Below are 22979 nucleotides of genomic sequence, written 5' to 3' on the forward strand. Positions count from 1 at the left end.
ATGGCTGTATCTGCCTGGTGATTGCACCCTGCTGGTGACTGCACCCTGAAGGAAACGGATGTCCGACGAAGCCGCAATCCTGAGTTCCCCGCAATCCAAGAGTTCTCCGGCCGCGCGGTCGTTCGTTTCTCACGCCCGGCTTATCGGGGCGATCACGTTTGTCTCGCGGATCGTCGGGTTGCTGCGGGAGATGATCGCGTTCCGATACTTCGGCGATACCGGGGTGTGGGCGGCGTGGAAGGTGGCGTTCACGGTCCCGAACCTGTTCCGCAAGCTCCTGGGCGAAGGCGCGCTCACCGGGGCGTTCGTGCCGCTGTATGCCCAGGCGGTCAAGCGCGATGAGCAGGCAGCGGAGGGCGGGCAGCATGCGGCAATCCATTCGGCGCACGACTTCGCCGCCGCCGCAGTGAATCTGCTGGGCGGCTTGCTGCTGGCGATCACGATCCTGGGGGAACTGCTGCTGCTGGGGCTGCTGGTGCTGTTCGACTGGTCGGCGAACAACCTGCTGGTCCTGCGCTTCTCGGTGATCATGCTGCCGTACGTGACGCTGGTATGCCTCACGGCGTTTCTCGGGGGCATCCTCCAGGTGCATCACCGCTTCGCCGCCTTCGCGTTCACCGCGGTCGTACTGAACCTGTGCCTGATCGTGATCATCGCGATCGTCGCCAAGACGTTTGATCTGACCGACCGCGTCCAGCAGATAACCGCCGCCTACTGGCTTTGCGGCGGGGTGCTGCTGGCGGGCGTGGCGCAGATGCTGATCCTGTTTCCATCGCTTCGCGCCGCGGGTTTCCGTTTCCGCATCATGCTCGGCTGCTGGACGCCCGCGGTGAAGCAGCTCATGCTGCTGACCCTGCCGCTGGCCGGAGGCGCGGGCGTGCTCCAGATCGGCGTGATGCTGGACAAGGGCATCGGCCAGTTCCTGGCGGCCGGTCCGGGGTACGAGACGCTCAGCGTCTTCGGGTATGTGATTCGAGTCCCCCTGCTCGAAGGCGCTGCGGCCCGCCTGGATCTGGCCCAGTTCATGTACCAGTTCCCGCTGGGCGTGTTCGCGATCGCGCTGGCGACGGCGATCTTCCCGACGCTCGGCCGCGAAGCGACCGACCCGACCAGCGAATCTTTCAAAAGCGCCCTCCGCCAGGGCATCGAAGCCAGCCTGTTCATCGGTCTGCCCGCCAGCGCGGGCATGATCATCGTCGCCACGCCGGCGATCCGGCTGCTGTTCGAGGGCGGACGGTTCAGCGCCACTTCCGCGCAATGGGTGGCGCTTTCGACGGCGATCTACTCCGGGGCGATCTGGGCCTTCAGCATGCTCCAGATCATCAATCGCGGGTTCTATTCGTTGCATGATGCCCACACCCCGCTGAAGTGGACCGCCTACAACCTGCTGATCAACCTCGTCGTCGAGCTGCCGCTGTTGTGGACCGGCCTGCGCGAAAGCGGCATGGCCGTGGGCACGCTGGTCAGCTTCGCGATCCAGTCGATCGCGATGCTGTGGATTTTGGATCGCCGGCTGGGCGGACTGGGATTGCGACAAAGCGCCGCGCCGGTCGGCAGGATGATCGCGGCCACGCTGCTGATGTGGCTGGCGTGCTGGAGCGTTCAGCGGATGCCGGGATTTCCCGGCGGATCCGGCAAAATCGTCTGGGGGATGCAGCTCGTGATTCTGATGACGGTGGGCGCCGCCGTCTACTTTGCCGCCTGCGCCGCGATGGGGATTGATGTGACCAAGCACCTGCGTCGCCGCGCCCGGCAATTCTGAATCATTCAAGGATTCTGACGACCAGTGTCAGCACCAGCGCCGCGGCGCCCATTCCCAGCAGGATCCAGATCGTGATGCCCAGAGCCGCGCGGGGAATCTGGCGAACGTCTTCGCATTTCACCGACTTGTAGACGATCGAGAAGATCAGGCACAGCGGCAGCAACAGCCAATACCAGTAGTCGTAGATCGGCATGGGCGTGAGAAACGGCCGCCACTGTGCCAACAGGCTCGTGAACATCACTGCCCCCCCGCAACGCGCAGGCGCGTTTGCGTCTGTTGGCCGGCGGCGCGCTGGCCGGCACGGTAGGTCGAGTCGATGATGACCAGGAGATTGAGCATCCCCGCGACGGCGGTGTAGAGCACGCCGACGGCCTCCAGCGGAGCGTGCGGGCGAGTGCTCAGCGGCGGCTGATCGGGCGCCTGCTGCACCTGCTCATACGCCTGCTGCGCCGCCTGCACCGACGCCACGGCGCTGACGACGGCGATCGGCCCGGCCAGAACCTGCCCCACGAACCACGGTTTGTTGGCGATCTCGGAGATCAACCCGCCGTGGGTCAGGATCCACCCCGCCGACTCGTAGGCGAAACGCTCGCTGGGGCGGACGATCCGCCCGCGGGAGACGCGGATCTGATGTCCGCTCTGGCTGTCGTAGCCGGGAACTTCGATGACCCGCACGCCCGCGACGAGCAACCCGGACAGATACAGCACGATGATCGAAGCGCCCACGATGATTCCGCGGGCGCGCTGGCCGATCAGCCAGTATCCCGCGCCGGGCATCAGCCACCCCGCCAGCGCGATCACCGGAGGCGGAAGCTTGGCATACCACGAGTCGTTGTCGGGCGGTTGCGGATCGCTCATTTTGGTCGCGATACTGTATCGCCGCGACATTCCGGGGCAAGTCTGCTGTCGCGTCAACAGGATCGATCGCTCGGCGTCGCACCGCCGACCGCGTCGTCGTATGCTCCATTGCATGCTCAGCCACAACCTGCCGCAGCCCCCGATCCACAAAGGCGAGATCGTCACGGAACCGCAGCTCGATCAGGCGGTCTACGATCTGGTCCGGCACGCCCTGAAGCTGGGGATGATTCCCATCGCCGGGATCATGTCTCGACGCGTCGGAAACGATCGCCACCAGATTCTCGGCTTCGGCTACAACCGCCTGCGCGAGGGCATCCCCGGGATCCACGGGGAAACCGGCGCGGTGATGAACATGGGACGCCTGAGCGGCGGATACCGCGATGTCGTGGCGACGTCGTCGCTAAACCCCTGCCCCTTCTGCCAGTGCTGCCTGGCCCTGCACATGGGGATCCGGCAGATTCGGATTCTCGACGCGGTGAACTACAGGCCTGACTTCGGCGGCTATGCGAAGGTGGGGCTGACCCCCGTGGTGTCGAATCACGCGGGCATCATCAGAACGTTCGGCAAGTGGGTGCGCGACCCGAAAAACGCGACGATCTGGGATCGCGACATCGGCGTCTGGAAGCGCCGACACCCGCCGCCGTTCGACCTGCGCGGCCCGCGCGGACGGTCGCGGGTGCGGGATCTGCTGGCGTTGGCTCATCGCAAGGCGATCGAAGGTCTGGACGCCGGCGAAGCCCCCATCGGCGCGGTGATCCTCGACAGCGCTGGGGAGGTGATCGGTTGCGGGCATCCGCGGATCGCCACCGACAACGACCCCAGCGCCGTGGCGGCGATGGTCGCCTGGCGCGCCTGCGGCGGCCGCGATCACTGGAAGGACAAGACGCTGTTGCTGACTTGTGGCCCGGACCACATCGCCTACAGCATGTTTCACGTGTTCGGATTCGCCCAACTCGTGGTGGCCAGCGACCGCGTTTTCTCCGGGCAGATCGCTGCGGTGCGCAAGCTCGGCGTGGCGGTGCAGGTGATGCGGGATGTGAGGTGTGACCGAATTCTTCGGGAATGGATGCGATCCACGGGTCGCAAGCGAGCCGATGAGTATTTTGGATCGCGGTTCGTGGCGCGATTACAATGATCTCATGACACGCTCGACCCTGACTCGGGAGTTGAAACAGGCACTGGCAGAGAGTCTGCGCGAGAACCGCGACGCACTGCGCGATCTGCTGGCCGAGGTGATCGAGGACGTGGCACTGGCGGCGGCAATTCGCAGAGGCGAGAAGACCAAGCCGGTGAAAAGGGAAAAGGTCATGCGGGCACTCTCGGGGCACAAGTGAGGGCCATTTTCCTTTCCAGCTTCCTTGCGGACGTGAAGAAGCTGCGGGATGCCAAAGTGCGCCGAGCGGTGGCTGACGCTATCGCGAACGTCGAGCAAGCCACTTCCCCGGACATGGTGCGATCGCTGAAGCGCCTGAGCGGGGCCCGGGAGTACTACCGCATCAGGATTGGACATTGGCGGATTGGATTGAAGATTACAGCAAATACAGTGACCTTCATCCGCTGCCTGCATCGCCGCGAGTTATATCGGTTCTTTCCATAAGTGCAGTCGCGCTTGTTCTGACTTACCGGGTCGGCGGCGCCTGCTACAAGGAATCCCCCGTAAGCCAGCATTTCACAGTGTCAGCAGTGGGACCCGCAGCGGTATGATCGGTTGCGATCGCCGCATGTACGGAGTGCTCTTCGATGTCCATCGTGTGCCGATGTCCGCACTGTGCGCAGCTCTACAGGCTGAAGGACAGACACGCCGGCCGGCAGGCGCTGTGCAGGCAGTGTCGCAAGATCTTCACCGTGCCGTTTCCGCCGGCCGCGGCGGCGCGGGCGGACGGCGGATCAACGGCGGCGCAGCTCGAATCCCCAGGCGGCTGGGGAACCGACCTCTGCGCCGCTCCCGACGCCACGCCCTGCCTTGCGCAGATCGAACAACACGTCGAAAAGACGATCGGTCCGATCGGGCAGGTGTTCCACGAGCTGAGCAGCGGACAGGCGGCGATGGCGCTGCTGGTGGTCCCGCCGACGCGCAAGCCCCCCGGCGACCAGCACCCGCTGGGGACGGATCATTTCACGATCGTGACCGCCGGGCTGAGCGCGCGGGAAATGAATGTGCCCGCCGATGAGTCGCCGGATGTCCCACGGCTGGCCGAGCTGATGATCGCGCTGCCGGGCGATTGGCCGGGGATCCGCCCCGACGGCTCGTTCGATCGCGACCTGATGGACGACCCGCGTTTCTGGTGGCCGATCCGATGCCTGATGACCATCGCTCACCTGCCGCACGATCAGGGCACCTATCTGGCGATGGGCCACACGATCCCGAACGGCCAGCCTGCCGAACCATACGCCAGCGACACGAAGCTCAGTTGCATGCTGCTGATGCCGCCAATCCTCTCGCCGGGGGCGATGGAGCTGCCTGTGGGCGACGATGCGAGGGGTGATCCGAGGATCCACTTCTACGCCCTGTGCCCCATCCATCCGCAGGAGATGAACTACAAGCTGAAGCGCGGGACAGAGAAGCTGTTCGAGCTGTTCCAGCGGGCGGAGATGACCGAGCTGATCCGGCCACAGCGGCAGAATCTGTGCACGCGGCGACTGGGGCTTGTCTGATCCGGCGCTGGTCTTACAGCGCAAAAAATCAGGGTGCGTCGGCGAAGCGCACCCTGAAAATATGAACCGAATCTGCGACCCGCCGCCGATTAGAAGCCTGGCGGATCGGGGTTGGGATTGCCCGTGTACCTCTGCCGCAGCGCGTCCTTGCGGCCAAAGAACTCGCCATGCCCGTCGGCGAACACGACATTGCCGCGGGCGTCTTCGTTGCTCTTGTCGCGAATCGGGCTGTTGGTGCCCTCTCGACCCCAGACCGCCCGACGCTTCTTCAGCTCATGGCGTGAAGCCACAAGAGCGGTCCACGTGTTGTTCACATAATCCTGAGCACTGGCGTTATACTCTCCGTCGTTGATCGTCTTCTCGTCCTCGCAGACGAAGAGAATCTTCTCGCCGGGCTTCTTGATCCCCGAGATCTTCCCATTGAACAATCCATCGACGGTGGGACGCGGGGGCTGGTTTCTTACTAAGCCCGCATACCAATAGTTCATCGAGTAGCTGTAGCGATACCACCCCGTGGAAGCGTCATTAAAGCTGTTTCGCTGCTCGATATTGTCCGAGGGACAGCGGAAGATCGCCTCGAGCTTCGGGTTCACGTCGCGGGCGTGGTTCATGTTCTGGCTCTGGATGTGCTTGGAGCCGAGGTATTTCGCCAGTCCCGAATACGTGATGTTCAAGTCGGGTGCGGTCGTGATCTTGCCGTTGACCGGGTCCCGGTGTCGGGGCCAGCAGATCCAGTCGGCAAGGTTCGCGGAGTTGGCGTAAACGTCTTCGTCACCTCCGGCTGGCCGATACTCGCCAGTCGGCTCCACGATGAATAGGTTTCGTCCGCCGGGCATGGGCATCTTGCCCTTGTGCTCGGCGCACCAGTTTTGCGTCGCGATGGCCAGTTGTCGCAGGTTGCTCATGCACTGGACGGCGCGGGCGGATTCGCGCGCCTTGTTCAGGGCGGGAAGCAGCACCGCGATCAGGATCGCGATGATTCCGATAACCACCAGCAGTTCAACCAGGGTGAAACCAGACGGGACCGTCTTCGCGTTTCTGCTCGACCGTGACATGCAGGACCTCCACCAAGCCAAGTATAGGATTGGTCCTGCAAGCATACCTCAGGCTTGCCCGGGACGGTTTGCAGATTCGCGTAAAATTATTGCGATTTTGCGCACAACGCCAATGCCCCCCGCACCGCCTCGAATGCCGGCTTGGCTTGCAGTCGCCGGTCCCACAGCAGCGGATGGTTCGTTCGACCCTGCACCGGGTAATTGTTCAGCCACGATTGCCCGTCATGCACGCCCCACAGCGTCACCCGCGTGACCGTCTGCCGGTGTTTGCAGAACAGCTCGAACAGCTCGGCGTATCGCCGGGCCTGTTGCTGGGCAACTTCGGGCGGCAGAGCATCCTTGTAAGGGTCCAGCCCCTGGCGTTCGGTGGCGCTCAGGTCCGCGCTGCCGCGCTGCCGCCGCGGCAGAACGTCGATGTCCAGCTCCGTGATCATCACCTTCAGCCCCTGCTGGCCAAACGCCACGATCGCCTGCTCGATGTCTTCCAGGCTCGATCCATCCAGCGACCAGTGCCCCTGGATCCCCACGCCATCGATTCGCACGCCCTTTTCCTTCAGATTCCGGATCAGCCGCAGCGCCTTTTCGCGCTTGCCCGGGCGCTCGATCAGGTAGTCGTTGTAGTAAAGCTCCACATCCGGATCGGCCTGCTGAGCGATCCGGAACGCCTGCTCGATGTAATCATCCCCAATGGCGCGTCGTGCGGGCGTGTCGCGCAGGTATTCCTCGCCACGGTCGCTGATCGCCTCGTTGACCACATCCCAGCCATGGACTTTACCCTTGAAATGCTGCAAAACGGTCGTGATGTGATCCCGCAAGTTCGCCAGCGCCTGCTCGCGAGGCAGCGGGTTGCCGGCCTGATCCTGGAACATCCACCGTGGCGACTGGTGGTGCCAGACCAGCGTGTGCCCGATGACTTTCATGTCATGCTGCCGGGCGAAGGCGACGATGCGGTCGGCGCGATCGAAGGTGAAGTTGCCCGGCTCGTGCTGAAGGCTGGAGGGCTTGAATTCGTTTTCCCCGGTGAGGCTGTTGAACTGGGTGGCGATGAGCCTGGCGAGTCGGGGATCATCGAGTGCCGCCGACATGATCGCCGCCCCGATCTGCAACCCCTCGGGCGCGGCCTGGCGCAGGGTGGCGGCGGCAGGCGCATGCGCCGCACCGGCTGGCGGCTGGGCGCCGCCGACCCCCGCGGCGCACATCACGACGGCGGCCAGCAGAAGCGAACCGAGCAGCAGCAGCGCGGCATGACCCATGGAACTCCCTGTGGTAATCGTTTACCTATCCTCCGGCAAAAACGCCCGGCTGTCAACCTTCTCGGCTGCTCAAATCAGCTCCGACAGATCCTCCACCACCAGGTCCGGCTCAAGCTGCGGCGGCAGGTTCTGTAGATCCCGCCGACGCGTCACCCCGCTGAGCGTCAACACCGTCGCCATCCCCACCGCCTTGGCCCCGACCACGTCCGACTCGATGTTATCACCAATCAGGATGCACCCGGCGGGCGACACTCCCAGCCGCCGACACAGCTCCATGAAAAACACCGGCTGCGGCTTGCCGCAGAAGATCGGCTGGACGTTGGCGGCGTAGCTGAGCATGGCACACAGCGCGCCCGATCCGAATTCCAGACCTCGCGGGCTTGGATACACCCGGTCGGCACTCAGCCCCACCAGCGCCGTGCCGCTGCCGCGCCGCAGCAACTGTAGCGCAATCCGCTGTCGCTCCTCGGTCGCATAGACATTACTGGGCGCCCCGGCCAGCACCACGTCGCACGGCTCGCCGGCCGTCTGCACCCACTCCACCATCCCCTGGAGCATCTCCTGGACCGATTCGGTGGCCAGGTTGAACACCCGTGGCTGGCGACCGGGCCGAGCGTACTCCTCCAGCACGTAATCACACGCCGCCGCCGCGGCCGTGTAGATCTGATCCGGCTCAAGGTCTACGCCCATCAGATGCAGGCGATCCATCACCCGCAGCGGGCTGGCCGCCGAGTTGGAGAGGCACGCGAACCGCCTGCCTGCCTCCTGAAGCGCGCGAATGAGCTGAACCGCCCCCGGCAGCGGGTGGTCCTCGTGATACACCGTCCCGTCCAGGTCCAGCAAAACCGCATCATATTTCGCCAGATCGATCGCCACGGCCCGGCGAGTGTACGCCCCGGCCGCACCGACGCAAAGCGATCTCCCCTTGTGTCACGTCCGAGCCAACTGTGGCATGGCCGCCCCCCGACCATGCGGGTTCGCTCGGATTTGAAGGTCCGATCTCCGGGCCATTCATCACGTCATGCCGCCGGGCACGGGCGTCCCGACCGTGATACCGCGTGAAATGCACAGGGGCATTCGCTCCGCTTGGCCCTGGCTCGGCGGGGCGCATAATCTCCGCTCTGTGCGGCATCAGGCCCCATCGATCCTCCGCGCCATCCTCCTGCTCGTCATCGCGACGATCCTGTTTCGCCTGCCCATCCTCATCAACGCCCGCGACGTCAACTCCGACGCCGCCGCCGTCGCGCTTCAGGCCATGCACCTGCTGCGCGGCGAATGGTCCTGGCTGCTGTGGGGACCGGGCTATCAGAGCGCGATCGATCCGCTGATCACCGCGCCCTTCTTCGCGATCTTCGGCCCATCCGCGCACGTGCTGATGATCGTCCCGATACTCGGGCAGATCGTCGTGGCCAGCCTCGCCGTCATCGTGCTGCGCAAACGCATCGGCACGCCGCCGGCCCTTCTCACGGTGCTTCCCCTGCTGGTGGTGACCAACTGGGGTCTGACCTGGCCGATCCTGTCGGCCAACCGGCAGTGGTGCGTGGCGGTGATCTTCGCCGCGGTGTGGCTGCTGGATGGAGCCGCCGCTTCCGCACGCCCGCTTCTGCGATACGCCCTTGGGTCATTTCTGGGCCTGTTCGCGATCGTGATCGACCTGTACGCGGTCCTGTTCGCCGGGGGAATGCTCAGTTTGATCCTCCTGTGTCTGCTTGATCCCCCGTGCACTCGCCGGATCATCGCCCGCCGGGCACTGATCGCGGGCGGCGCGGTGCTTCTGGCCGCCGCCGTCTTTCTGGTTTCGCGACTCAACCCCTCCGCCCAGACCGCTCCGGCAGAACTTACCTTCGAGCGCATCGGCCATAACCTTGAGCTGCTGTGGAACCGATGTCTGCCTCTGGCCCTGGGCTATGGGCTTTATACCGACAACGTCGTCCACACCCAGCGATCGGTTCGCATCGCGCCTATGCCGTGGCTGGCTCTGCTGATCGTCGGAGGGTGGTCGCTGGTGGCGGGAATCATCGGCGGTGCCGTGCTGGGCATCACGAGCCGACGCGTTTCATGGGAAGCCCGCCGGCTCGGCATCTTCGGCTTCGTCTCGGCGCTGGGCGCTATCACAGGCTTTATCTTCTCGGTCATGCCCGTCGATGTCTGGGCTGTTCGATATCTGGGACCCATGTTCTGGATGGCCCCGTTCGCGCTGGCGCCGCTGGCAGCATGGCTGGGGGCGCGTCGGCTGGCCCTGGCCATCGCCCCCTGGTTCCTCGTCGCCACCATCAGCGGCTGGCTCAGCTACGGCTTCTACGTCAATGGCCCGATGCCCCGCTACAGCATCGGCCCGGCGATGCACGAGATCGATCAGCTCCGCGACCTGCTCCGCCGGCGCGGCATCCGCTACGCCGCCGCCGACTACTGGCTGGCCTACCGCCTGACCTTCCTGTTCCTGGAGGAGCCGACCATCGTTCCGCTGCAACCGGACGACGACCGTTATGAGCCGTACCGCACGGCTTACCTGAACGAGCCGGTAACGGCCCTGATCTTCCATCCCCACTGGCCGCCCGAGCGCCCCGAACCCTACGCACGATATCTCGATGCGAACGGCATCGCCTACCAGACCCTTCAGGCCGGGCAGTACACGGTGCTGATCGTGACGCGCCAACCGCCGGATCGGGTACACTGATCGCATGCTCAGCCGTCTGCTCAGAATCGTATCTGTTGTGATGCGCCTGCTTGTGATGCTCCTGCCAGGTTCTGCATGTCTGGGGCAGGCTCAAGCCCCCGCGACGGCGCCGGGCATCGGGCGCTTTCCGCATGTTGAAGTGAATGTGCCGCGGCGGCAGGTCCGCGTGGCCTGCGAAACGCTTCACGTCGAGGCGCCGCTCGAATTTTTCTGCGTCGTCGCCGGCGGACCCGAGCACGAATCCGTCCTCCGCACCCACGCCAGGCCCTCGCATATCCACACCGCGCTTTTGATGATCGGTCTGGAGCCGGGCGAGCCGGTGCGATACTCCGAAGCCGCCAAACGCTGGTTCCCCCCTCACGGCCCGGCGCTGCGAATTTCCGTGGAGTATACGGATGAGCAGGGCAAGGTGGTTACGGTTCCGGCGAACAAGCTCATGCGCGACATCCGCACTCGCCAGCCCATGCCCTCGACAAGCTGGGTCTTCACCGGCTCGCGAATCATGCCCGACGGCGTCTACGCCGCCGATGTCACGGGCTACGTCGTCAGCATCGTCAACTTCGACCTCACGCCCATCGACATCCCGCAGCTCGCCAGCAACGCCAACGAAACCCTCGAGTGGCAGGCGAACCTGGACGCACTGCCCCCCCGCGGCACGCCGGTCACCATGATTCTGGAACCGATCGATCAGGACGATGCACAACTTCCGCCCAGCCCTTCAAAGCTGGGATCAGCGACCACTCCCGCAACTCGTCTCTCGGACGTATCGATCGATCAGGAGCAGATCGACAAGCTCCGTGCCAAGTGGGATCGAGAGGTCAGACCCCACGCCGGCGCGCTGCGCCACGCCGCCCAGGCACAGTACGAAGTCCTTTCCGCTCTGCGACGCGAACAGCAACGCCTCATCGACGAGGCCGACCGCATTCAGCGCCTGATCGACGAGCTGGAGCGCCAATATCAGGAGATGACCACGCCCACGCCGCCAAGCACGAATCAGTGACCCCATGCCGATCAGGCATGCTCAGGCGGTTCACTTCTCACCTGATCACCTTGTCGGATGGTCAGCTTATCAGGCAGTCACCTTGTCACCCGCTCGGCGGGCGGTGCAACGACGGCGCATCATCGCAATCAGAGACAGGATCAGCGCCGCGGCGGCAGGTTCCGGCACGCCGGCGCCTGGCGCAGCCAGCGTCGCACTGGGCGCGATCCCGCCGTGCACTACGTTCATGATCCAACTGGTTCGCGAGCTGACGCGGGTGATGTAGCTGCGGGCCGGGATATCGGCGGTCGTGTCGGCGATAAGCCGGCCATCATGCTCGAGCCCGCCCATGTCGAAGATCGCCGCGTGGAACGTGCCGTCATCGATCCCGGGTATGGAAAACTCGCTTTCCGTCGAATGGTTAACGCCGACAAGCCGCCAGCTCTTGCCAACCTTGGTGAACACTCCGCCGCCGCTGTCACCGCGCGAAACCGTCGCCTCATAGGCGACCCCGCGACGGTCGAAGCTGAACCACAGAAGCCCCGCGGCGATGCGTTGCCCGCCGGCTTCCGGGTCCGCCGTTGCGGGCGCGATCCCGGAGATGACGTTCTTGCCCCAGCTCTGCACTGCGTCGTCGGTGCCCCAGACCCAGCCTTTGAGGTCGCCATTGACAAGCACCTGTGGACCTCGCTGCGTGCCGCGACCGAAAATGACAACCCCCCGACCGACTTCGTCGGATCCCTTGAACAGCGTCGCCCACTGGGCGAATCGCCCCTTGACCCGATAGATCTGAAGGTCGCTCAGCGGATCATCCCAGGTGGCGATCGTGCGATACCACCTCCCGCCGTAGTAAAACGAATTGCCCACGCGCCCGCCGACGTGCTCGGCGGTGATGAAATACTCCGGCGAAATCGCGGTGCCGAGGAACCGGCCCCAGCGGCCCTGGTACTGCCAGCCGGAATTCAACAGCGCCCCGCGCGGCTCACGGGTGTTGCGCTGCTCGCGGCCGAAGAGGATGACTCCCCGCGCCGGCGAGGCGCAGCAACTCAGCAGCATGCAGGCAAAGACGATCAGGCGAGTACACATTCGGACGGCATCTCCCGCTCGACGGCCATCGGAAGGCATGGCGTGCGTGGGTGTCTCGTGTCCGACTCTAATCACGGACGCCGCGGCGCACAATGGAATTTCCTGCCAGACGGCATTCGCAAAGCCGCGCAGGCACGAAGCGACCAGGCCTGCACGAAGCTGGTCCAAGGACTCTTGGCGTCAACCCGGCGTGCCTTCGTACCTGCGTGCCTCGGCCGTACAATGTTGTCAGGAAGGAGTTGGACCCGATGCCCAAGCTAACGGTTGAGAATGTCGGCACGTTTGAAGTTCCGCAGGGCAAGCGTCTGGTGCTGGCGCTGGTGGACGAGGCGAAGATCGATCAACTGCACGCCTGCGGCGGGAACGCGCGCTGCACCACCTGCCGCGTGGAGTTCATCAGCGGCGAGCCGGAGAAGATGACCGAAGCCGAGAAGGCCGTGCTGACAGCGCGCGGGCTGATCGGCACGCCGCACCTGCGGCTGAGCTGCCAGATTCTCTGCGATCACGACATGACGGTTCGGGCGATCTCGCGTCTTGCCGGCAGCGGGCGAGCCGACCCCGGCAGGCGACCGGCCGACCAGATCACCCCGCCGCCGGTCTGGACCACAAAATAAGGGGTCGGGAGTCTTTTCCTACATTTGTCTACACCTGCCGGCCTGCCGCAAAAGACTCCCGACCCCTTATTCGCCGACCCCTTATTCGCTGCGACCCCTTATTCGCTGTGCAGCACGAACTGGCGGTACAGGTGAGCGTACTTGCCGCCGGCGGCCAGAAGCTGGCGGTGCGTGCCCCGCTCGATGATCCGGCCCTGATCGATCACCAGGATGCAGTCGGCCCGCATGATCGTGCTCAGCCGGTGCGCCACCACGAACGTCGTCCGCCCCTCCAGCAGCTTTTCCAGCGACCGCTGCACGAGCATCTCAGTGGCCGTATCCACCGCGCTGGTGGCCTCGTCGAGCATGAAGATCCGCGGGTCGGCCAGAAACGCGCGGGTGAAGCAGATGAGCTGCCGCTGCCCCAGGCTCATGTTGGCGCCGCGCTCGCCAACCTCCGTGTCGTAGCCATCCTTCAGGGACATGATCGCCTCGTGACTGCCGATCGCCTTGGCGGCGGCGATCACGTCCTCGCGGGTGGCCTGAGGCCGGGCGTAGCGGATATTGTCCAGCACCGTGCCGGTGAACAGGTAATTGACCTGAAGCACCAGCCCCATCTGCTTGTGCAGCGATTCGCCGGTCACGTAACGCAGATCGTATCCATCCACCAGCACACGACCCTTCTGCGGCTGATAGAAGCGCGCGATCAATGAAATGATGCTGCTCTTGCCGCTGCCGGTGGCGCCAACCAGCGCGAACATCTGCCCCGGCAGAGCCTCGAAGCTGATGTCGTGCAGCACCGGGCGATCGGGGTTGTAGCCGAAGGTCACGTTCTCGAACTTCACATGTCCCACGATGCGCGGCAGGGGCCTGGCGTCGGGCAGGTCGTGCACGTCCGGCTTGGTCTCCAGCAGGTCGAAGATGCGCTCGGCGCCGGCCATCGCCATCATGAGCTGGTTGTAGAAGTTTCCGAACGCCAGGATCGGGTTCATGAACCATTCCCAGTACATGAAGGCCATCACCACGCCGCCGACGTCCGGCTTCCACACGCCCGGCGCGGTCTGGATCATCATCCGCCCCGTGGCGCACAGATACCCGCCGTACAGGAGAATGATCGCCCGCCCCAGGTAGCCGATGAGCTGGAGGATTGGCTGATAGATGCCGTTGATCCGCGCCACGGCGACGTTGTTATCGGTGTTGTCCACCTGAAGGCGGTTGAAGACCGCCAGGTTCGGTTCCTGCCGGTTGAACGCGGTGACGACGCGCATGCCGGTGATGTTCTCGGCCAGGTTCGTGCTGACCCGCGTCCAGCCCTCGCGAACCACCTGATGTGCCTTGCCGACAGTCTTGAGAAAGATCCGGTTGGCGACAAACAGGATCGGCGCCAGCCACGCCACCGACGCCAGCAGCCGCCAGTCGGCGTAGATGCTCATCATGATCGCCGAAAAGATCATCATTCCGCTCCAGGCGACGACGTGGAAGATGCCCCAGACGTTGATCTCGCGCATGGAGCCGATGTCGCTGGTCATGCGGCTGATGATCCGCCCCAGCTTGGTCTTGTCGTAATAGCTCATCGAGAGCTGCTGAAGATGCTCGAAGAGCTTTCGGCGGAAGTTGAACTGCACGCTTTCGCCGGCGCGGGTCATGATCAGGATCGTCCAGCGCTGAAGGATGACCGAGGCGGCGAAGACCACGCCCCACAGGGCGATGGTGCTGACGATCTGCGCCGCGCTGCCGGCCACGCCCCCGTTGATGATCCGCCTCATGAACCACGGACCCTGCTGTTCCAGCAGAACATGGATCATTCCCAGGCACACGCCCAGCAGATATTGCTTCTTGAAAGGCGCCAGCGCCTGGAGCAGGCGGCGAACCATCGACCAGGTGATGGGGCGGTATCGCTGCTCGTGGTCGATCTCGATCTGCGGCGGGGCAAGGGCGATGCTGCCGGCGCCGGCGGTCGCGAGCCTCCGCCTTGACGTCATCCGGGATTTCAGCGCCGTCAACATCGTCAGATTCATCCACTGCGGCTGCGCTTCGAACTACACCGGCTCCTCGGTCGGCTGCGCAGCCGTCTGCTTGGCCTCTTCGCTGGCCGCTGTAACCCGATTCTGATCCTGCACCCGGCGCATGTGCGAGGGGTGCTCTTCTTCGTCTGCGGTGCCGTCGTCGCCGTACAACTGGGCGGCGGCGATTTCGGCGTAGTGCCCGTCCTGCTGCATGAGCTGTTCGTGCGTGCCCATCTGCGTGATCCGCCCGCGCTCCATCACCAGCACCAGGTCCGCCTGTTTCACCGTGCTGATCCGATGCGCGATGACAAAAGTCGTCCGCCCGTACATGACGAAGCGCATGGCGCGGCGGATCAGGTCTTCGGTCTCGGGATCGACGGCGGCGGTGGCGTCGTCCAGGACCAGGATCCGCGGGTTGGTCAGGATCGCCCGCGCGATCGCCAGCCGCTGCCGCTGGCCGCCCGACAGCGAAGCGCCGCGCTCGGCCAGAATCGTGTCGTATCCCCGGGGCAGTGCCTCGATGAAGTCGTGCGCCTGCGCCAGTCGCGCCGCGGCTTCGATATCGCCGCGGCTGATTCCTGGCCGGCCGTACGCTATGTTCGCCGCGACCGTGTCGCTGAACAGATAGGTTTCCTGGAAGACAAAGCCGATCTGCGTTCGCAGGCTCGAGAGGGATACATCCCGCAAGTCCACGCCATCGAGCAGAATCCGCCCTTTCTGCGGGTCGTAGAATCGCGAGATCAGGTTGACCAGCGTGCTTTTGCCCGCGCCGGTGGGCCCGACGATCGCCACGATGCTCCCGCCGGGAACCTCGAAGCTGATGTCGTGGATCACCGGCTTCTGCGGGTCGTAGCCAAACGTGACGTTCTCGAAGACCAGTCTGCCGGGCCCGGGGGGCAGGGGCCTGGCGTCGGGCTTTTCAGGAACCGAGGGCTTGGCCGTCAGAACCTCGTAGAGCCTTCGCGCCGAGACGATCGCGTTCTGGTACTGCTCATTGATGGTGGCCACGGCCTGGAGGCGACCGAGGATCGCCCCCATCGCCCCGCCCAGGATCATCAGATCCCCCGGCTCGATCTTTCTCTGCACCATCAACAACCCGCCGAGCAGAAACAGCGACAGGTAGGACGCCATCGCGATCGAGCGGATCACGGGGTTGAAGTTGGCGAACAGCCGGATTCGCCGCAGCACGCGCCCCAGGTAGTCGTCGCAGTTGGCGGCGTATTTGTCGATCTCGTGCTTCTCGGTGGCGAAGGCCTTGACCACGTGAACGCCAGCGATGTTCTCGGTGATGATGCTGACGTTTTTGTCTTCGGCCTCCATGACGGCCCTGGCGGCGGGCTGGACGGTCTTGCTGAACTTGAGGATGTACCAGGTCCACAGCGGCAGCGGCACCAGTGACAGCAGCGCCAGCCACGGGTTGCGCGTCAGGATCAGCACGATGTTGAACGCGACGGCCAGCACGATCTCCAGCGTGGTGAGCACGGCGGTCTGGACGAAGGTGCGGCAGTTCTGAAGGTCCGACAGGGCGCGGTTGATGAGCTGCCCGGTGCTCATGCGATCATGAAAACTGAAGCCGACGCGCTGGACCTTGTCGTAAATCGCCTCCCGCAGGTAATAGACGAGCGTCATGCTCATCTTCATGTTGGAGACTTCCTTGAGATATCGCAGCGCGGTGTAGCAGGCGACCCAGCCGAGCAGAACCAGCACCAGCCACCGCAGCCGCGCCGCCGCTGGCTGGGAACTGCTGATCCACGACAGCACCGCGGTGTTCTGGGCAGCGGGGTCGAATGTGATCGTGCTGATGAAGTTGACGGTTTCACCGGCCTGGCGGTTGGCCAGCGTCTCCACGCCCACCCAGGCCGCCAGATACACGCACGCCAGGATCACCAGCCCCTTCACCGGGGTCAGGAAGCCGAACATCCAGCGAAGCAGAAAGCGGTTGGAGGGTCCTGTGGCGGAATCGGCCGGGGGCGCAGCGGTTGCCTCGGCCGCAGCGGCACTGGCCGACGTCGCGGCTTGGGGTGCCGCCGCCCCTTTGCGGGGCGCAGCAGCAGACTGGCTCGCCTGCGGGGATACAGCCGAACTCGTGCGTGTCACTGTTGTGTCATCCGACGAATCGCATCCGTGCGTACGCCCTACGCTACCGACGGCCGCTGCCGCGTCAACCCTCGCGAACGCGAACTCCCTCGCCGAACATGGGCAAGCAGGGAAAAATAGATGAAATCCAGTTGCGGCTGCGTTGGCGTTCGTGTAATTTCTACAACATAAGCCATGCGTTGGGGTGTGCCGCTGGCTCATGGAAGCGTCCCCCCCCCCCCCGCAAAACCGACTGCCCATTGCCGGAGGTGTGCATGGAATCTTTCGCGGGCATGTCCTCCGCTCCTGCTGGCCGCAACGCGGCAGCTTTCGGATCGCACCGCCAGCGCGAATGGGAAGCCCTGGTGGATTCACTGCGGTTTTCGCGCCGCCAATCGCACAGGCGCATCCTGTGTCGTCGCGCCGCCAAAGCGCGGCGGAGAGGGAACCGCGTGGTGCAAGCTGCGACGCAACTGCGACTGAACGGCTACACGCTCGTGGAGCTGCTGGTGGTGATCGGCATCATCGCGGTGCTGATCGCGGTTCTGCTGCCGGCGCTGAGCAGGGCGCAGGCGCAGGCCAAGCGCGTCGTGTGTCTCAGCAACATCCGCCAGTTGGGGGTCGGGATTTTGATGTACTGCAACGACAACAAGGGGTATTTCCCGACCTGCGCGTACGGAACGGGAGGCGGGTACATGCCGTACCCGGAAGATTGGATCCACTGGCAAGCCAATAGGAATCTCGACGACTCTGCCGTCGCAAAGTACGTGGGTCGTGGCGAGAAACTTAGGCTCCTGCTGCGGTGCCCTGCGGATATCGTCGAGGGGCGGAAGGCGCGGGGAAGTACTACGGAGGGCCCATACGTGTACAGCTATGCCGTGAATGACAACATTGGGCGAAACTATCAGCCGCGTGGCTTGTTCCCGTCGAGTTCGCGAATTGACAAGTGGCGCGTTCCATCGAAGAAGATTTTGTTGACCGAGGGCTGGGAATCCCTGGGGCAGCCGGCGACGGCACATGCATCACCGTTGACCCGACGGCATGGCACTTCCGTTTTCCGCGGAAATGTCCCAGGCTTTCCGGAAATGACGAAAGGGATGAAGTGCGGAAGCAAAGTGAGCACTGTCTTCATGGACGCCCATACGGAGAGTATCGACCAGAATTTCGCCTTCGACGAAACCAGGTGGATTGCGAAGACGCGCTGAGGGGCAGCCTTCACGGGGCGCGAGCGGCCGCGTGCGGGTCGTTTGGACAGAACAGTACCTGAAGTCGCGTAAGCGAGTCACCCTTCTCCGGTGCCGGGGAATTCCGGCGCGGGACCAGTCTTGGTGTGCACTTATTTCCAGAAGGAGGTTATATGTTTCCGGAAGCCGCCTCTTGCAAGTCTGGCACTTTGGCAAACCGAGCTCGCCGGGCGAGAGCTGCCATTGCCAAGGCAGCGCCATCGGGGAATTCTAAGGGGCCGGGAGTCTTTTCTGGAGGGTGGGGTGGGCCGGGAGGGTGAGGGTTGCGGTTTGGAGCAGACAGTAGAGGCCGCTCATGCGAGCAAACGTCAAAGCCCGGGTTGCGATTTCCCGCTGCCAGTCGTGGCGCGGATTTACTCTTGTCGAGCTTCTGGTCGTCATCGGCATCGTCGCGGTGCTGATCGCGGTTCTGCTGCCGGCGCTGAGCAGGGCGCAGGCGCAGGCCAACCGCGTCGTGTGTCTCAGCAACATCCGCCAGTTGGGGGTCGGGATTTTGATGTACTGCAACGACAACAACGGGTGGTTTCCAACATGCGCATACCCCGAGGATGGCAGCGCCTACGTGCAGTATCCCGAGGATTGGATCCATTGGCAGGCCAATCGGAACATCATGGACTCGGCGATTGCCAGATATGTCGTTGGTGGCAAGGGCCCCGAAGCGTTCAAGAGCATCCTGCGCTGTCCCGCGGACAGCTTCGACGGGCGCAAGCCCATCCCCGGAAGCGCCCCGGGACAAGGCCCTTACCTGTACAGCTACAACATGAACAGCGGGATGGGGGCAAACTGGAAGCCCTATCCTGCCTGGCAAACGGATGGAAGGAGACTTCAGCGCTGGCGCGCGCCGGCCAAGAAGATCGTGTTAACGGAGGCATCGCAGCGCGCTCTGGGCCCCGTCTGGGGTTGGGCTTCGGTACTGACGCGCCGCCACGGCACGGGGAGGTTCCACGGAAGTATGCCTGGAGACCCGGCTTTCGGCCCCATCATGGGCGCTAACGTGAGCGCTGTTTTTCTTGACGGACACGCCGAGGCAATAGACCAGGATTACGCGACGAATCCGAATGTGCAGAAGTGGCAGGCTCGATGATGATGGAAGCAAGCGCGGAAGCCCCAAGGGTTTCGCGTAACTGATCCTCAAAACGCAATTAGAGTGCTGCGCTTGGAGCGCCTCTCATGCGGTAGCGGATGGTCCGGTACCCAGCGCTCTCGGTGCGCCCACACTCATGAAAGGAGCGCTTATGTTGCGCGGCAAACTGCATGGACATTGTCGTGGTGACCGGAGGCGCGCGGTCATCCAACAGGCAGCGGGATCGGTGCTCTGTGAGACGCTGGAGGCGCGTCGGCTCTTGGCCAGCTACCTCTGGACCGTGCCGAGCACCAACCCGCACACTGGGTCGCCACCAACGTCGGTCACCCTGAAGCAGGGACCCGACGCAGGTAAGGTTAATGCGTTCCTCAATGGGAACACCAACCTCAACAATCCGGACCATGAATTCACCAACACGACTGGCACGGACATCATTCAAGTCCAATCCGGCGTGAGCGGTTTTCTGTTCGTCGATCAGGTTCCGGCGGCGCTGAAGCCGGGCGAAAGCGATCCCTTTGCCGAGGACGGCGGCATCCAAGTTCAGGGCGGCAGCGACAACATCCTCCGCATCGAGGCCGCGGCGGACGACACCGACATCGTGGTCGATCCCAACAGCTCCACGACCAGCGGCGCGGTCATCGTCAACGGCGTGCGCAGCCGCTTTGCCACAGGCGTCAACCGCATCGTCATCCGCACCAACGACGCCGGGTTCGCCCGCGTGGAAGTCACGAGCCTGGCGGACAACCTGTTCCTGGAGGTGGATACCGGGCAAGGCACCGACGTGACGATGACCTTCGGCTTCGACGACACGATCCACGAGCAGGTGACGGTGAAGACCGGCGCGGGAGATGACATCATCAACATCGAGCCGAACAACGGAGACGATGGCGCCGACGTGCTGGTGGATTTCGTCTACGCAACCCAGTTGGGGCTGGGCAACGAGCTCAACGTCTACAGCGCCGGCAGCGCGACGCTGGCCAACGCGCCCGGCACCAGCGGCGGCACGCGCTACGTCGATCAAGTCAACGTCCGCGGGTCCGGCACCACGACCCGTGGCGGCGTGACCGTTTAGCAGCAGGCGGTGATCGGCGACCTGCAGGTCCAAGTCTACGGCACGGCGACGATCGACGCCTCCGGATCGGCGAACATCTCCACGTTCCAGGTCGATGGCGAAGGTCAGGCGTCGATCGAATCGCCCTGCACCATTGGCATCATGAACGTGGACGGCACGGCAGAGTTTACCGCGGATTGCTCGATCGACCATTTCGCCGATTCTGCCGGAAGGATCAACGTACTGGCCGGCGCGAACGTGACCGTGCTGAACCAGTCGGAGATCTTCAACTATGATTTGATTCCGGCCGAACTCCGCGTCGTCGGCACCGGCGCCAAGGTGCTGTTCAAGACCACCAGGACGCACATCCAAATGCTGACAGTAGACGACGGCGGAGTTGTCGAGTTGCAGCAGCGGAACCAGGCGCCCACCAGCAGCGACGCCCGCGTGCTGATCGTGGACGAGCTGGATCTGGTGGGATCGGGCAGCACCCCCAGCGGCAGGCTCGACCTGATGGACAACAACCTGATTCTCAATAACCAGCCCAGTCCCAGCAACGCACTGGCGGACATCACCGCCTACATCAAGCACGCCCTGGAGAACGGCGGCAACTACGACTGGTTGGGCAACGGGATCGGCAGCACTTGGGCATACAGCCAGAACCAAAGCGCCGGCAGCTTCCTTTATGCCCTGGGCGTGATTCTCAACGACCTGGCGCAAGTTGGCGGCAGTGGGCCGGTCTACAACAGTTTCGCCGGAGTCTCCGTCGGGCAGGACGACGTGCTTGTGAAGTACACCTACTTCGGCGACGCCGACCTCTCCGGCAACGTCGATGCGACCGATTATTCGCTGATCGACAACGGCTACACCAACCAACTCGGCGGCTGGATCAACGGAGACTTCGATTACTCCGGCACGATCGACGCCACCGACTATGCCCTGATCGACAATGCCTTCACCAACCAGGGCGGGCCGCTGTTCGCCGGCGGCGGGGACGACGACGTGCTGACCACGGCGGCACAGGATCTGTTCGGCAAGTTCGCCGACGAGTACGACCTGCTCTCCCCGCAGCAAATGATCGACCTGCACCGCAAGCACCTCGGCAGCGAATACGACGACGCTCTGTCGGCGGTGCAGTCGGGCAAGCTGCATTGAGCCCCAAGCAGCCAGGGTAACTGCTCCGGACCTGCGGGGTGCGTTCAAAGGCCGCGGAATTCAGTCGCAGCCGCTGGTGTGCAACGGCCCGGCTGTCCGATAATCTCCTGAGTGAGCGTGCTGACGGCATTTTCGTGTTGTTCGGACACGTTGAAGGTGCTGAGCCGGGCGGCGGCCAAAGCGGCGGCGGCGAAGCTGCGGACGATGGGGATCGTCAGACGCATTCACCCCGACTGGATCCGCCGGGCTCAGCTCTGCGAACGCTGCCACCTGCGCGTGATCTACCGGGGGCAGTCGTATTGCGGCCATCCGCTGCTGCGACAGGTGCGGCGCGATCCGACGGTCGATGGCTGCGGCTGCCCCACCCGCGCCAAGGCCCAGGCGCCGAATGAGCATTGTCCTGTGGATATGGCCAATCGTCCGGCACGGCGGATCGGGCCGAGCTGCACGTGCAAGTGGTGCTCGTCGGATCATTGACCGTCCGCCGGGCGGGTGGTCTGTCGCGTCAGTTGCCCCACCGCCGCCACAAGCTGTTCCAGATCGTATTGCAGAATCTGCTGGTAGGTGTTTCGTCCGCCTGCGGCACTGCTGCCCAGCGAGTCGATCTGGACGATGCGCAGGCCGGTTCGATTCTCCAAGTCGCGCACGACCGCCGTCGGCAGATCGGCCGAGACCAGCATGACGCTGACGGCGTTGTTGCGTGCTTCCATGCGCACAATGGCGATCTGGCGGTCGCTGAGTTGCGTGGGCATGGCCTCGATGGCCAGCACCGGCTCCAGCCCGAATCGCCGCAGCAGGGCATCGTACTCGCGGCCGAGGGTCAGGATCTTTTTCGCCTGAGCGGGGGCGGCGGCCAGTTGCGCTTTGTACGGCTCGATCAGCGTGCGCAGGCTGGTGATGAACTGATCGCGCTGCTGGGCGAAGTAGGGCTCGAGCCTGGGGCGTGCCACCGCAAGCTTGACCTTCAGTTCCCGGACAAAATCCTCAATGACCAGCGGATCCAGCCACAACAGTGCGCCCGATGGGGCATCGCGCGCCGATTGCAGCAGGTCCAGCCGCAGCACGCGTGGCGCCTGAAACGGATCGTCGAAGCCTTCGACGGCCCAGGGTTCGGTGGAGCCTCCGCTGAGCACCAGGTTGCAGGTTCGCAGGCGGTTTCGCAGTTGCGGGGTGGACTGCATGCCGGCGATGGACTGGCCGGTCTCGACGACCCAGGAGGCCGAGACGCTGGGTCCGCCGATCTGGCGGGCGATGTCGGCCAGAGGGAACACCGTCGCCACGACGGTCAGTGGCTCCTCTTCTGCCCAGGCGTGGGAAGCTGGCCGATCACATCCGCCAGCGGTCAGCGCCATCGCCACAAGCAGCACGCATGCAAGGAACTGGGCGGTAGGCACAGGTTTCACCGTGGGGCACAACAGTAGAGAAAATGTGGTCAGATTTCCCGT

At 64.1% G+C, this 22979-nt stretch carries 22 protein-coding genes; 13 read left to right on the top strand and 9 right to left on the bottom strand.

Going from position 1 to position 22979, the window contains the following annotated elements:
* The first annotated feature begins 58 nt into the window (after positions 1 to 58).
* Positions 59 to 1762, top strand: a complete 1704-nt coding sequence (murJ, locus tag ACQS5P_RS10000) for a murein biosynthesis integral membrane protein MurJ (RefSeq protein ID WP_428940747.1) — start codon at positions 59 to 61, stop codon at positions 1760 to 1762.
* Between the two features lies 1 nt (position 1763).
* On the opposite strand, the gene ACQS5P_RS10005 is transcribed toward murJ, so the two are convergent.
* Both ACQS5P_RS10005 and ACQS5P_RS10010 read right to left on the bottom strand, forming a co-directional pair.
* Entirely contained in the window at positions 1764 to 2000 is a 237-nt protein-coding gene (locus tag ACQS5P_RS10005) for a hypothetical protein (RefSeq protein ID WP_428940748.1), read from the bottom strand.
* Positions 2000 to 2620 carry a DUF6677 family protein gene (locus ACQS5P_RS10010; RefSeq protein WP_428940749.1) on the bottom strand — a complete coding sequence of 207 codons (621 nt, stop codon included), beginning with the start codon at positions 2618 to 2620 and terminating at the stop codon, positions 2000 to 2002. The genes ACQS5P_RS10005 and ACQS5P_RS10010 overlap by 1 nt, the downstream gene beginning before the upstream one ends.
* A gap of 112 nt (positions 2621 to 2732) precedes the next feature.
* On the opposite strand from ACQS5P_RS10010, the gene ACQS5P_RS10015 reads away from it, so the two are divergent.
* The 4 genes from ACQS5P_RS10015 to ACQS5P_RS10030 all read left to right on the top strand — a co-directional run bounded on the left by ACQS5P_RS10015 (position 2733) and on the right by ACQS5P_RS10030 (position 5275).
* Complete coding sequence (locus ACQS5P_RS10015) at positions 2733 to 3755, top strand: hypothetical protein (RefSeq protein WP_428940750.1); 1023 nt, start codon at positions 2733 to 2735, stop codon at positions 3753 to 3755.
* Positions 3756 to 3759: 4 nt separating this feature from the next.
* Positions 3760 to 3954, top strand: a complete 195-nt coding sequence (locus ACQS5P_RS10020; RefSeq protein ID WP_428940751.1) for a hypothetical protein — start codon at positions 3760 to 3762, stop codon at positions 3952 to 3954.
* Positions 3951 to 4217, top strand: a complete 267-nt coding sequence (locus ACQS5P_RS10025; protein ID WP_428940752.1) for a type II toxin-antitoxin system RelE family toxin — start codon at positions 3951 to 3953, stop codon at positions 4215 to 4217. The genes ACQS5P_RS10020 and ACQS5P_RS10025 overlap by 4 nt, the downstream gene beginning before the upstream one ends.
* A gap of 143 nt (positions 4218 to 4360) precedes the next feature.
* A complete protein-coding gene (locus ACQS5P_RS10030) occupies positions 4361 to 5275 on the top strand; it encodes a suppressor of fused domain protein (RefSeq protein ID WP_428940753.1) in 915 nt (304 codons plus the stop codon).
* 89 nt (positions 5276 to 5364) lie between these two features.
* Here ACQS5P_RS10030 and ACQS5P_RS10035 read toward each other — a convergent pair whose 3' ends face one another.
* The 3 genes from ACQS5P_RS10035 to ACQS5P_RS10045 all read right to left on the bottom strand — a co-directional run bounded on the left by ACQS5P_RS10035 (position 5365) and on the right by ACQS5P_RS10045 (position 8459).
* Positions 5365 to 6330, bottom strand: a complete 966-nt coding sequence (locus tag ACQS5P_RS10035; protein ID WP_428940754.1) for a DUF1559 domain-containing protein — start codon at positions 6328 to 6330, stop codon at positions 5365 to 5367.
* Between the two features lie 86 nt (positions 6331 to 6416).
* A complete protein-coding gene (locus ACQS5P_RS10040) occupies positions 6417 to 7583 on the bottom strand; it encodes an endo-1,4-beta-xylanase (protein ID WP_428940755.1) in 1167 nt (388 codons plus the stop codon).
* A 69-nt stretch (positions 7584 to 7652) separates the two neighbouring features.
* Positions 7653 to 8459 (bottom strand): HAD-IIA family hydrolase, encoded by an 807-nt coding sequence (locus ACQS5P_RS10045; RefSeq protein WP_428940756.1) that lies wholly within the window; start codon positions 8457 to 8459, stop codon positions 7653 to 7655.
* Positions 8460 to 8706: 247 nt separating this feature from the next.
* On the opposite strand from ACQS5P_RS10045, the gene ACQS5P_RS10050 reads away from it, so the two are divergent.
* Both ACQS5P_RS10050 and ACQS5P_RS10055 read left to right on the top strand, forming a co-directional pair.
* Positions 8707 to 10260, top strand: a complete 1554-nt coding sequence (locus tag ACQS5P_RS10050; RefSeq protein ID WP_428940757.1) for a hypothetical protein — start codon at positions 8707 to 8709, stop codon at positions 10258 to 10260.
* 40 nt (positions 10261 to 10300) lie between these two features.
* Positions 10301 to 11260: a YdjY domain-containing protein gene (locus ACQS5P_RS10055; RefSeq protein WP_428941013.1), complete on the top strand. Its 960-nt coding sequence runs from the start codon at positions 10301 to 10303 to the stop codon at positions 11258 to 11260.
* Between the two features lie 69 nt (positions 11261 to 11329).
* Here the strand turns inward: ACQS5P_RS10055 and ACQS5P_RS10060 are convergent, their stop codons facing one another.
* Positions 11330 to 12325, bottom strand: a complete 996-nt coding sequence (locus ACQS5P_RS10060; RefSeq protein ID WP_428940758.1) for a hypothetical protein — start codon at positions 12323 to 12325, stop codon at positions 11330 to 11332.
* Between the two features lie 248 nt (positions 12326 to 12573).
* Between ACQS5P_RS10060 and ACQS5P_RS10065 the strand changes: the two genes are divergently transcribed.
* Positions 12574 to 12939, top strand: a complete 366-nt coding sequence (locus tag ACQS5P_RS10065) for a 2Fe-2S iron-sulfur cluster-binding protein (protein ID WP_428940759.1) — start codon at positions 12574 to 12576, stop codon at positions 12937 to 12939.
* Positions 12940 to 13037: 98 nt separating this feature from the next.
* Here the strand turns inward: ACQS5P_RS10065 and ACQS5P_RS10070 are convergent, their stop codons facing one another.
* Together ACQS5P_RS10070 and ACQS5P_RS10075 are read right to left on the bottom strand one after the other, a co-directional pair.
* Positions 13038 to 14900 (bottom strand): ABC transporter ATP-binding protein, encoded by a 1863-nt coding sequence (locus ACQS5P_RS10070; RefSeq protein WP_428940760.1) that lies wholly within the window; start codon positions 14898 to 14900, stop codon positions 13038 to 13040.
* Positions 14901 to 14957: 57 nt separating this feature from the next.
* Positions 14958 to 16844, bottom strand: coding sequence for an ABC transporter ATP-binding protein (locus ACQS5P_RS10075; RefSeq protein ID WP_428940761.1), 1887 nt, complete (start codon positions 16842 to 16844; stop codon positions 14958 to 14960).
* A gap of 611 nt (positions 16845 to 17455) precedes the next feature.
* On the opposite strand from ACQS5P_RS10075, the gene ACQS5P_RS10080 reads away from it, so the two are divergent.
* The 5 genes from ACQS5P_RS10080 to ACQS5P_RS10100 all read left to right on the top strand — a co-directional run bounded on the left by ACQS5P_RS10080 (position 17456) and on the right by ACQS5P_RS10100 (position 22011).
* Positions 17456 to 18205, top strand: coding sequence for a type II secretion system protein (locus tag ACQS5P_RS10080; RefSeq protein WP_428940762.1), 750 nt, complete (start codon positions 17456 to 17458; stop codon positions 18203 to 18205).
* Between the two features lie 334 nt (positions 18206 to 18539).
* Complete coding sequence (locus ACQS5P_RS10085) at positions 18540 to 19328, top strand: type II secretion system protein (protein ID WP_428940763.1); 789 nt, start codon at positions 18540 to 18542, stop codon at positions 19326 to 19328.
* A gap of 226 nt (positions 19329 to 19554) precedes the next feature.
* Positions 19555 to 20400, top strand: coding sequence for a hypothetical protein (locus ACQS5P_RS10090; RefSeq protein ID WP_428940764.1), 846 nt, complete (start codon positions 19555 to 19557; stop codon positions 20398 to 20400).
* A gap of 9 nt (positions 20401 to 20409) precedes the next feature.
* Complete coding sequence (locus tag ACQS5P_RS10095) at positions 20410 to 21534, top strand: hypothetical protein (protein ID WP_428940765.1); 1125 nt, start codon at positions 20410 to 20412, stop codon at positions 21532 to 21534.
* Positions 21535 to 21645: 111 nt separating this feature from the next.
* A complete protein-coding gene (locus ACQS5P_RS10100; RefSeq protein ID WP_428940766.1) occupies positions 21646 to 22011 on the top strand; it encodes a hypothetical protein in 366 nt (121 codons plus the stop codon).
* Here the strand turns inward: ACQS5P_RS10100 and ACQS5P_RS10105 are convergent.
* Complete coding sequence (locus tag ACQS5P_RS10105) at positions 22005 to 22937, bottom strand: metal ABC transporter substrate-binding protein (protein ID WP_428940767.1); 933 nt, start codon at positions 22935 to 22937, stop codon at positions 22005 to 22007. The two genes, ACQS5P_RS10100 and ACQS5P_RS10105, sit on opposite strands and share 7 nt — an antisense overlap.
* Positions 22938 to 22979 lie beyond the last annotated feature (42 nt).

This window comes from Fontivita pretiosa (genome assembly GCF_050410795.1).
In the GTDB taxonomy this organism is placed as follows: Bacteria; Planctomycetota; Phycisphaerae; order Tepidisphaerales; family Tepidisphaeraceae; genus Fontivita; species Fontivita pretiosa.

What these genes read in the sequence shown, in the direction of transcription:
- murJ (WP_428940747.1), top strand. Translation starts at nt 59, where the DNA reads ATGTCCGACGAAGCCGCAATCCTGAGTTCCCCGCAATCCAAGAGTTCT.
- ACQS5P_RS10005 (WP_428940748.1), bottom strand. Translation starts at nt 2,000, where the DNA reads ATGTTCACGAGCCTGTTGGCACAGTGGCGGCCGTTTCTCACGCCCATG.
- ACQS5P_RS10010 (WP_428940749.1), bottom strand. Translation starts at nt 2,620, where the DNA reads ATGAGCGATCCGCAACCGCCCGACAACGACTCGTGGTATGCCAAGCTT.
- ACQS5P_RS10015 (WP_428940750.1), top strand. Translation starts at nt 2,733, where the DNA reads ATGCTCAGCCACAACCTGCCGCAGCCCCCGATCCACAAAGGCGAGATC.
- ACQS5P_RS10020 (WP_428940751.1), top strand. Translation starts at nt 3,760, where the DNA reads ATGACACGCTCGACCCTGACTCGGGAGTTGAAACAGGCACTGGCAGAG.
- ACQS5P_RS10030 (WP_428940753.1), top strand. Translation starts at nt 4,361, where the DNA reads ATGTCCATCGTGTGCCGATGTCCGCACTGTGCGCAGCTCTACAGGCTG.
- ACQS5P_RS10035 (WP_428940754.1), bottom strand. Translation starts at nt 6,330, where the DNA reads ATGTCACGGTCGAGCAGAAACGCGAAGACGGTCCCGTCTGGTTTCACC.
- ACQS5P_RS10040 (WP_428940755.1), bottom strand. Translation starts at nt 7,583, where the DNA reads ATGGGTCATGCCGCGCTGCTGCTGCTCGGTTCGCTTCTGCTGGCCGCC.
- ACQS5P_RS10055 (WP_428941013.1), top strand. Translation starts at nt 10,301, where the DNA reads ATGCGCCTGCTTGTGATGCTCCTGCCAGGTTCTGCATGTCTGGGGCAG.
- ACQS5P_RS10060 (WP_428940758.1), bottom strand. Translation starts at nt 12,325, where the DNA reads ATGTGTACTCGCCTGATCGTCTTTGCCTGCATGCTGCTGAGTTGCTGC.
- ACQS5P_RS10065 (WP_428940759.1), top strand. Translation starts at nt 12,574, where the DNA reads ATGCCCAAGCTAACGGTTGAGAATGTCGGCACGTTTGAAGTTCCGCAG.
- ACQS5P_RS10070 (WP_428940760.1), bottom strand. Translation starts at nt 14,900, where the DNA reads ATGACGTCAAGGCGGAGGCTCGCGACCGCCGGCGCCGGCAGCATCGCC.
- ACQS5P_RS10075 (WP_428940761.1), bottom strand. Translation starts at nt 16,844, where the DNA reads ATGTTCGGCTTCCTGACCCCGGTGAAGGGGCTGGTGATCCTGGCGTGC.
- ACQS5P_RS10085 (WP_428940763.1), top strand. Translation starts at nt 18,540, where the DNA reads ATGCGAGCAAACGTCAAAGCCCGGGTTGCGATTTCCCGCTGCCAGTCG.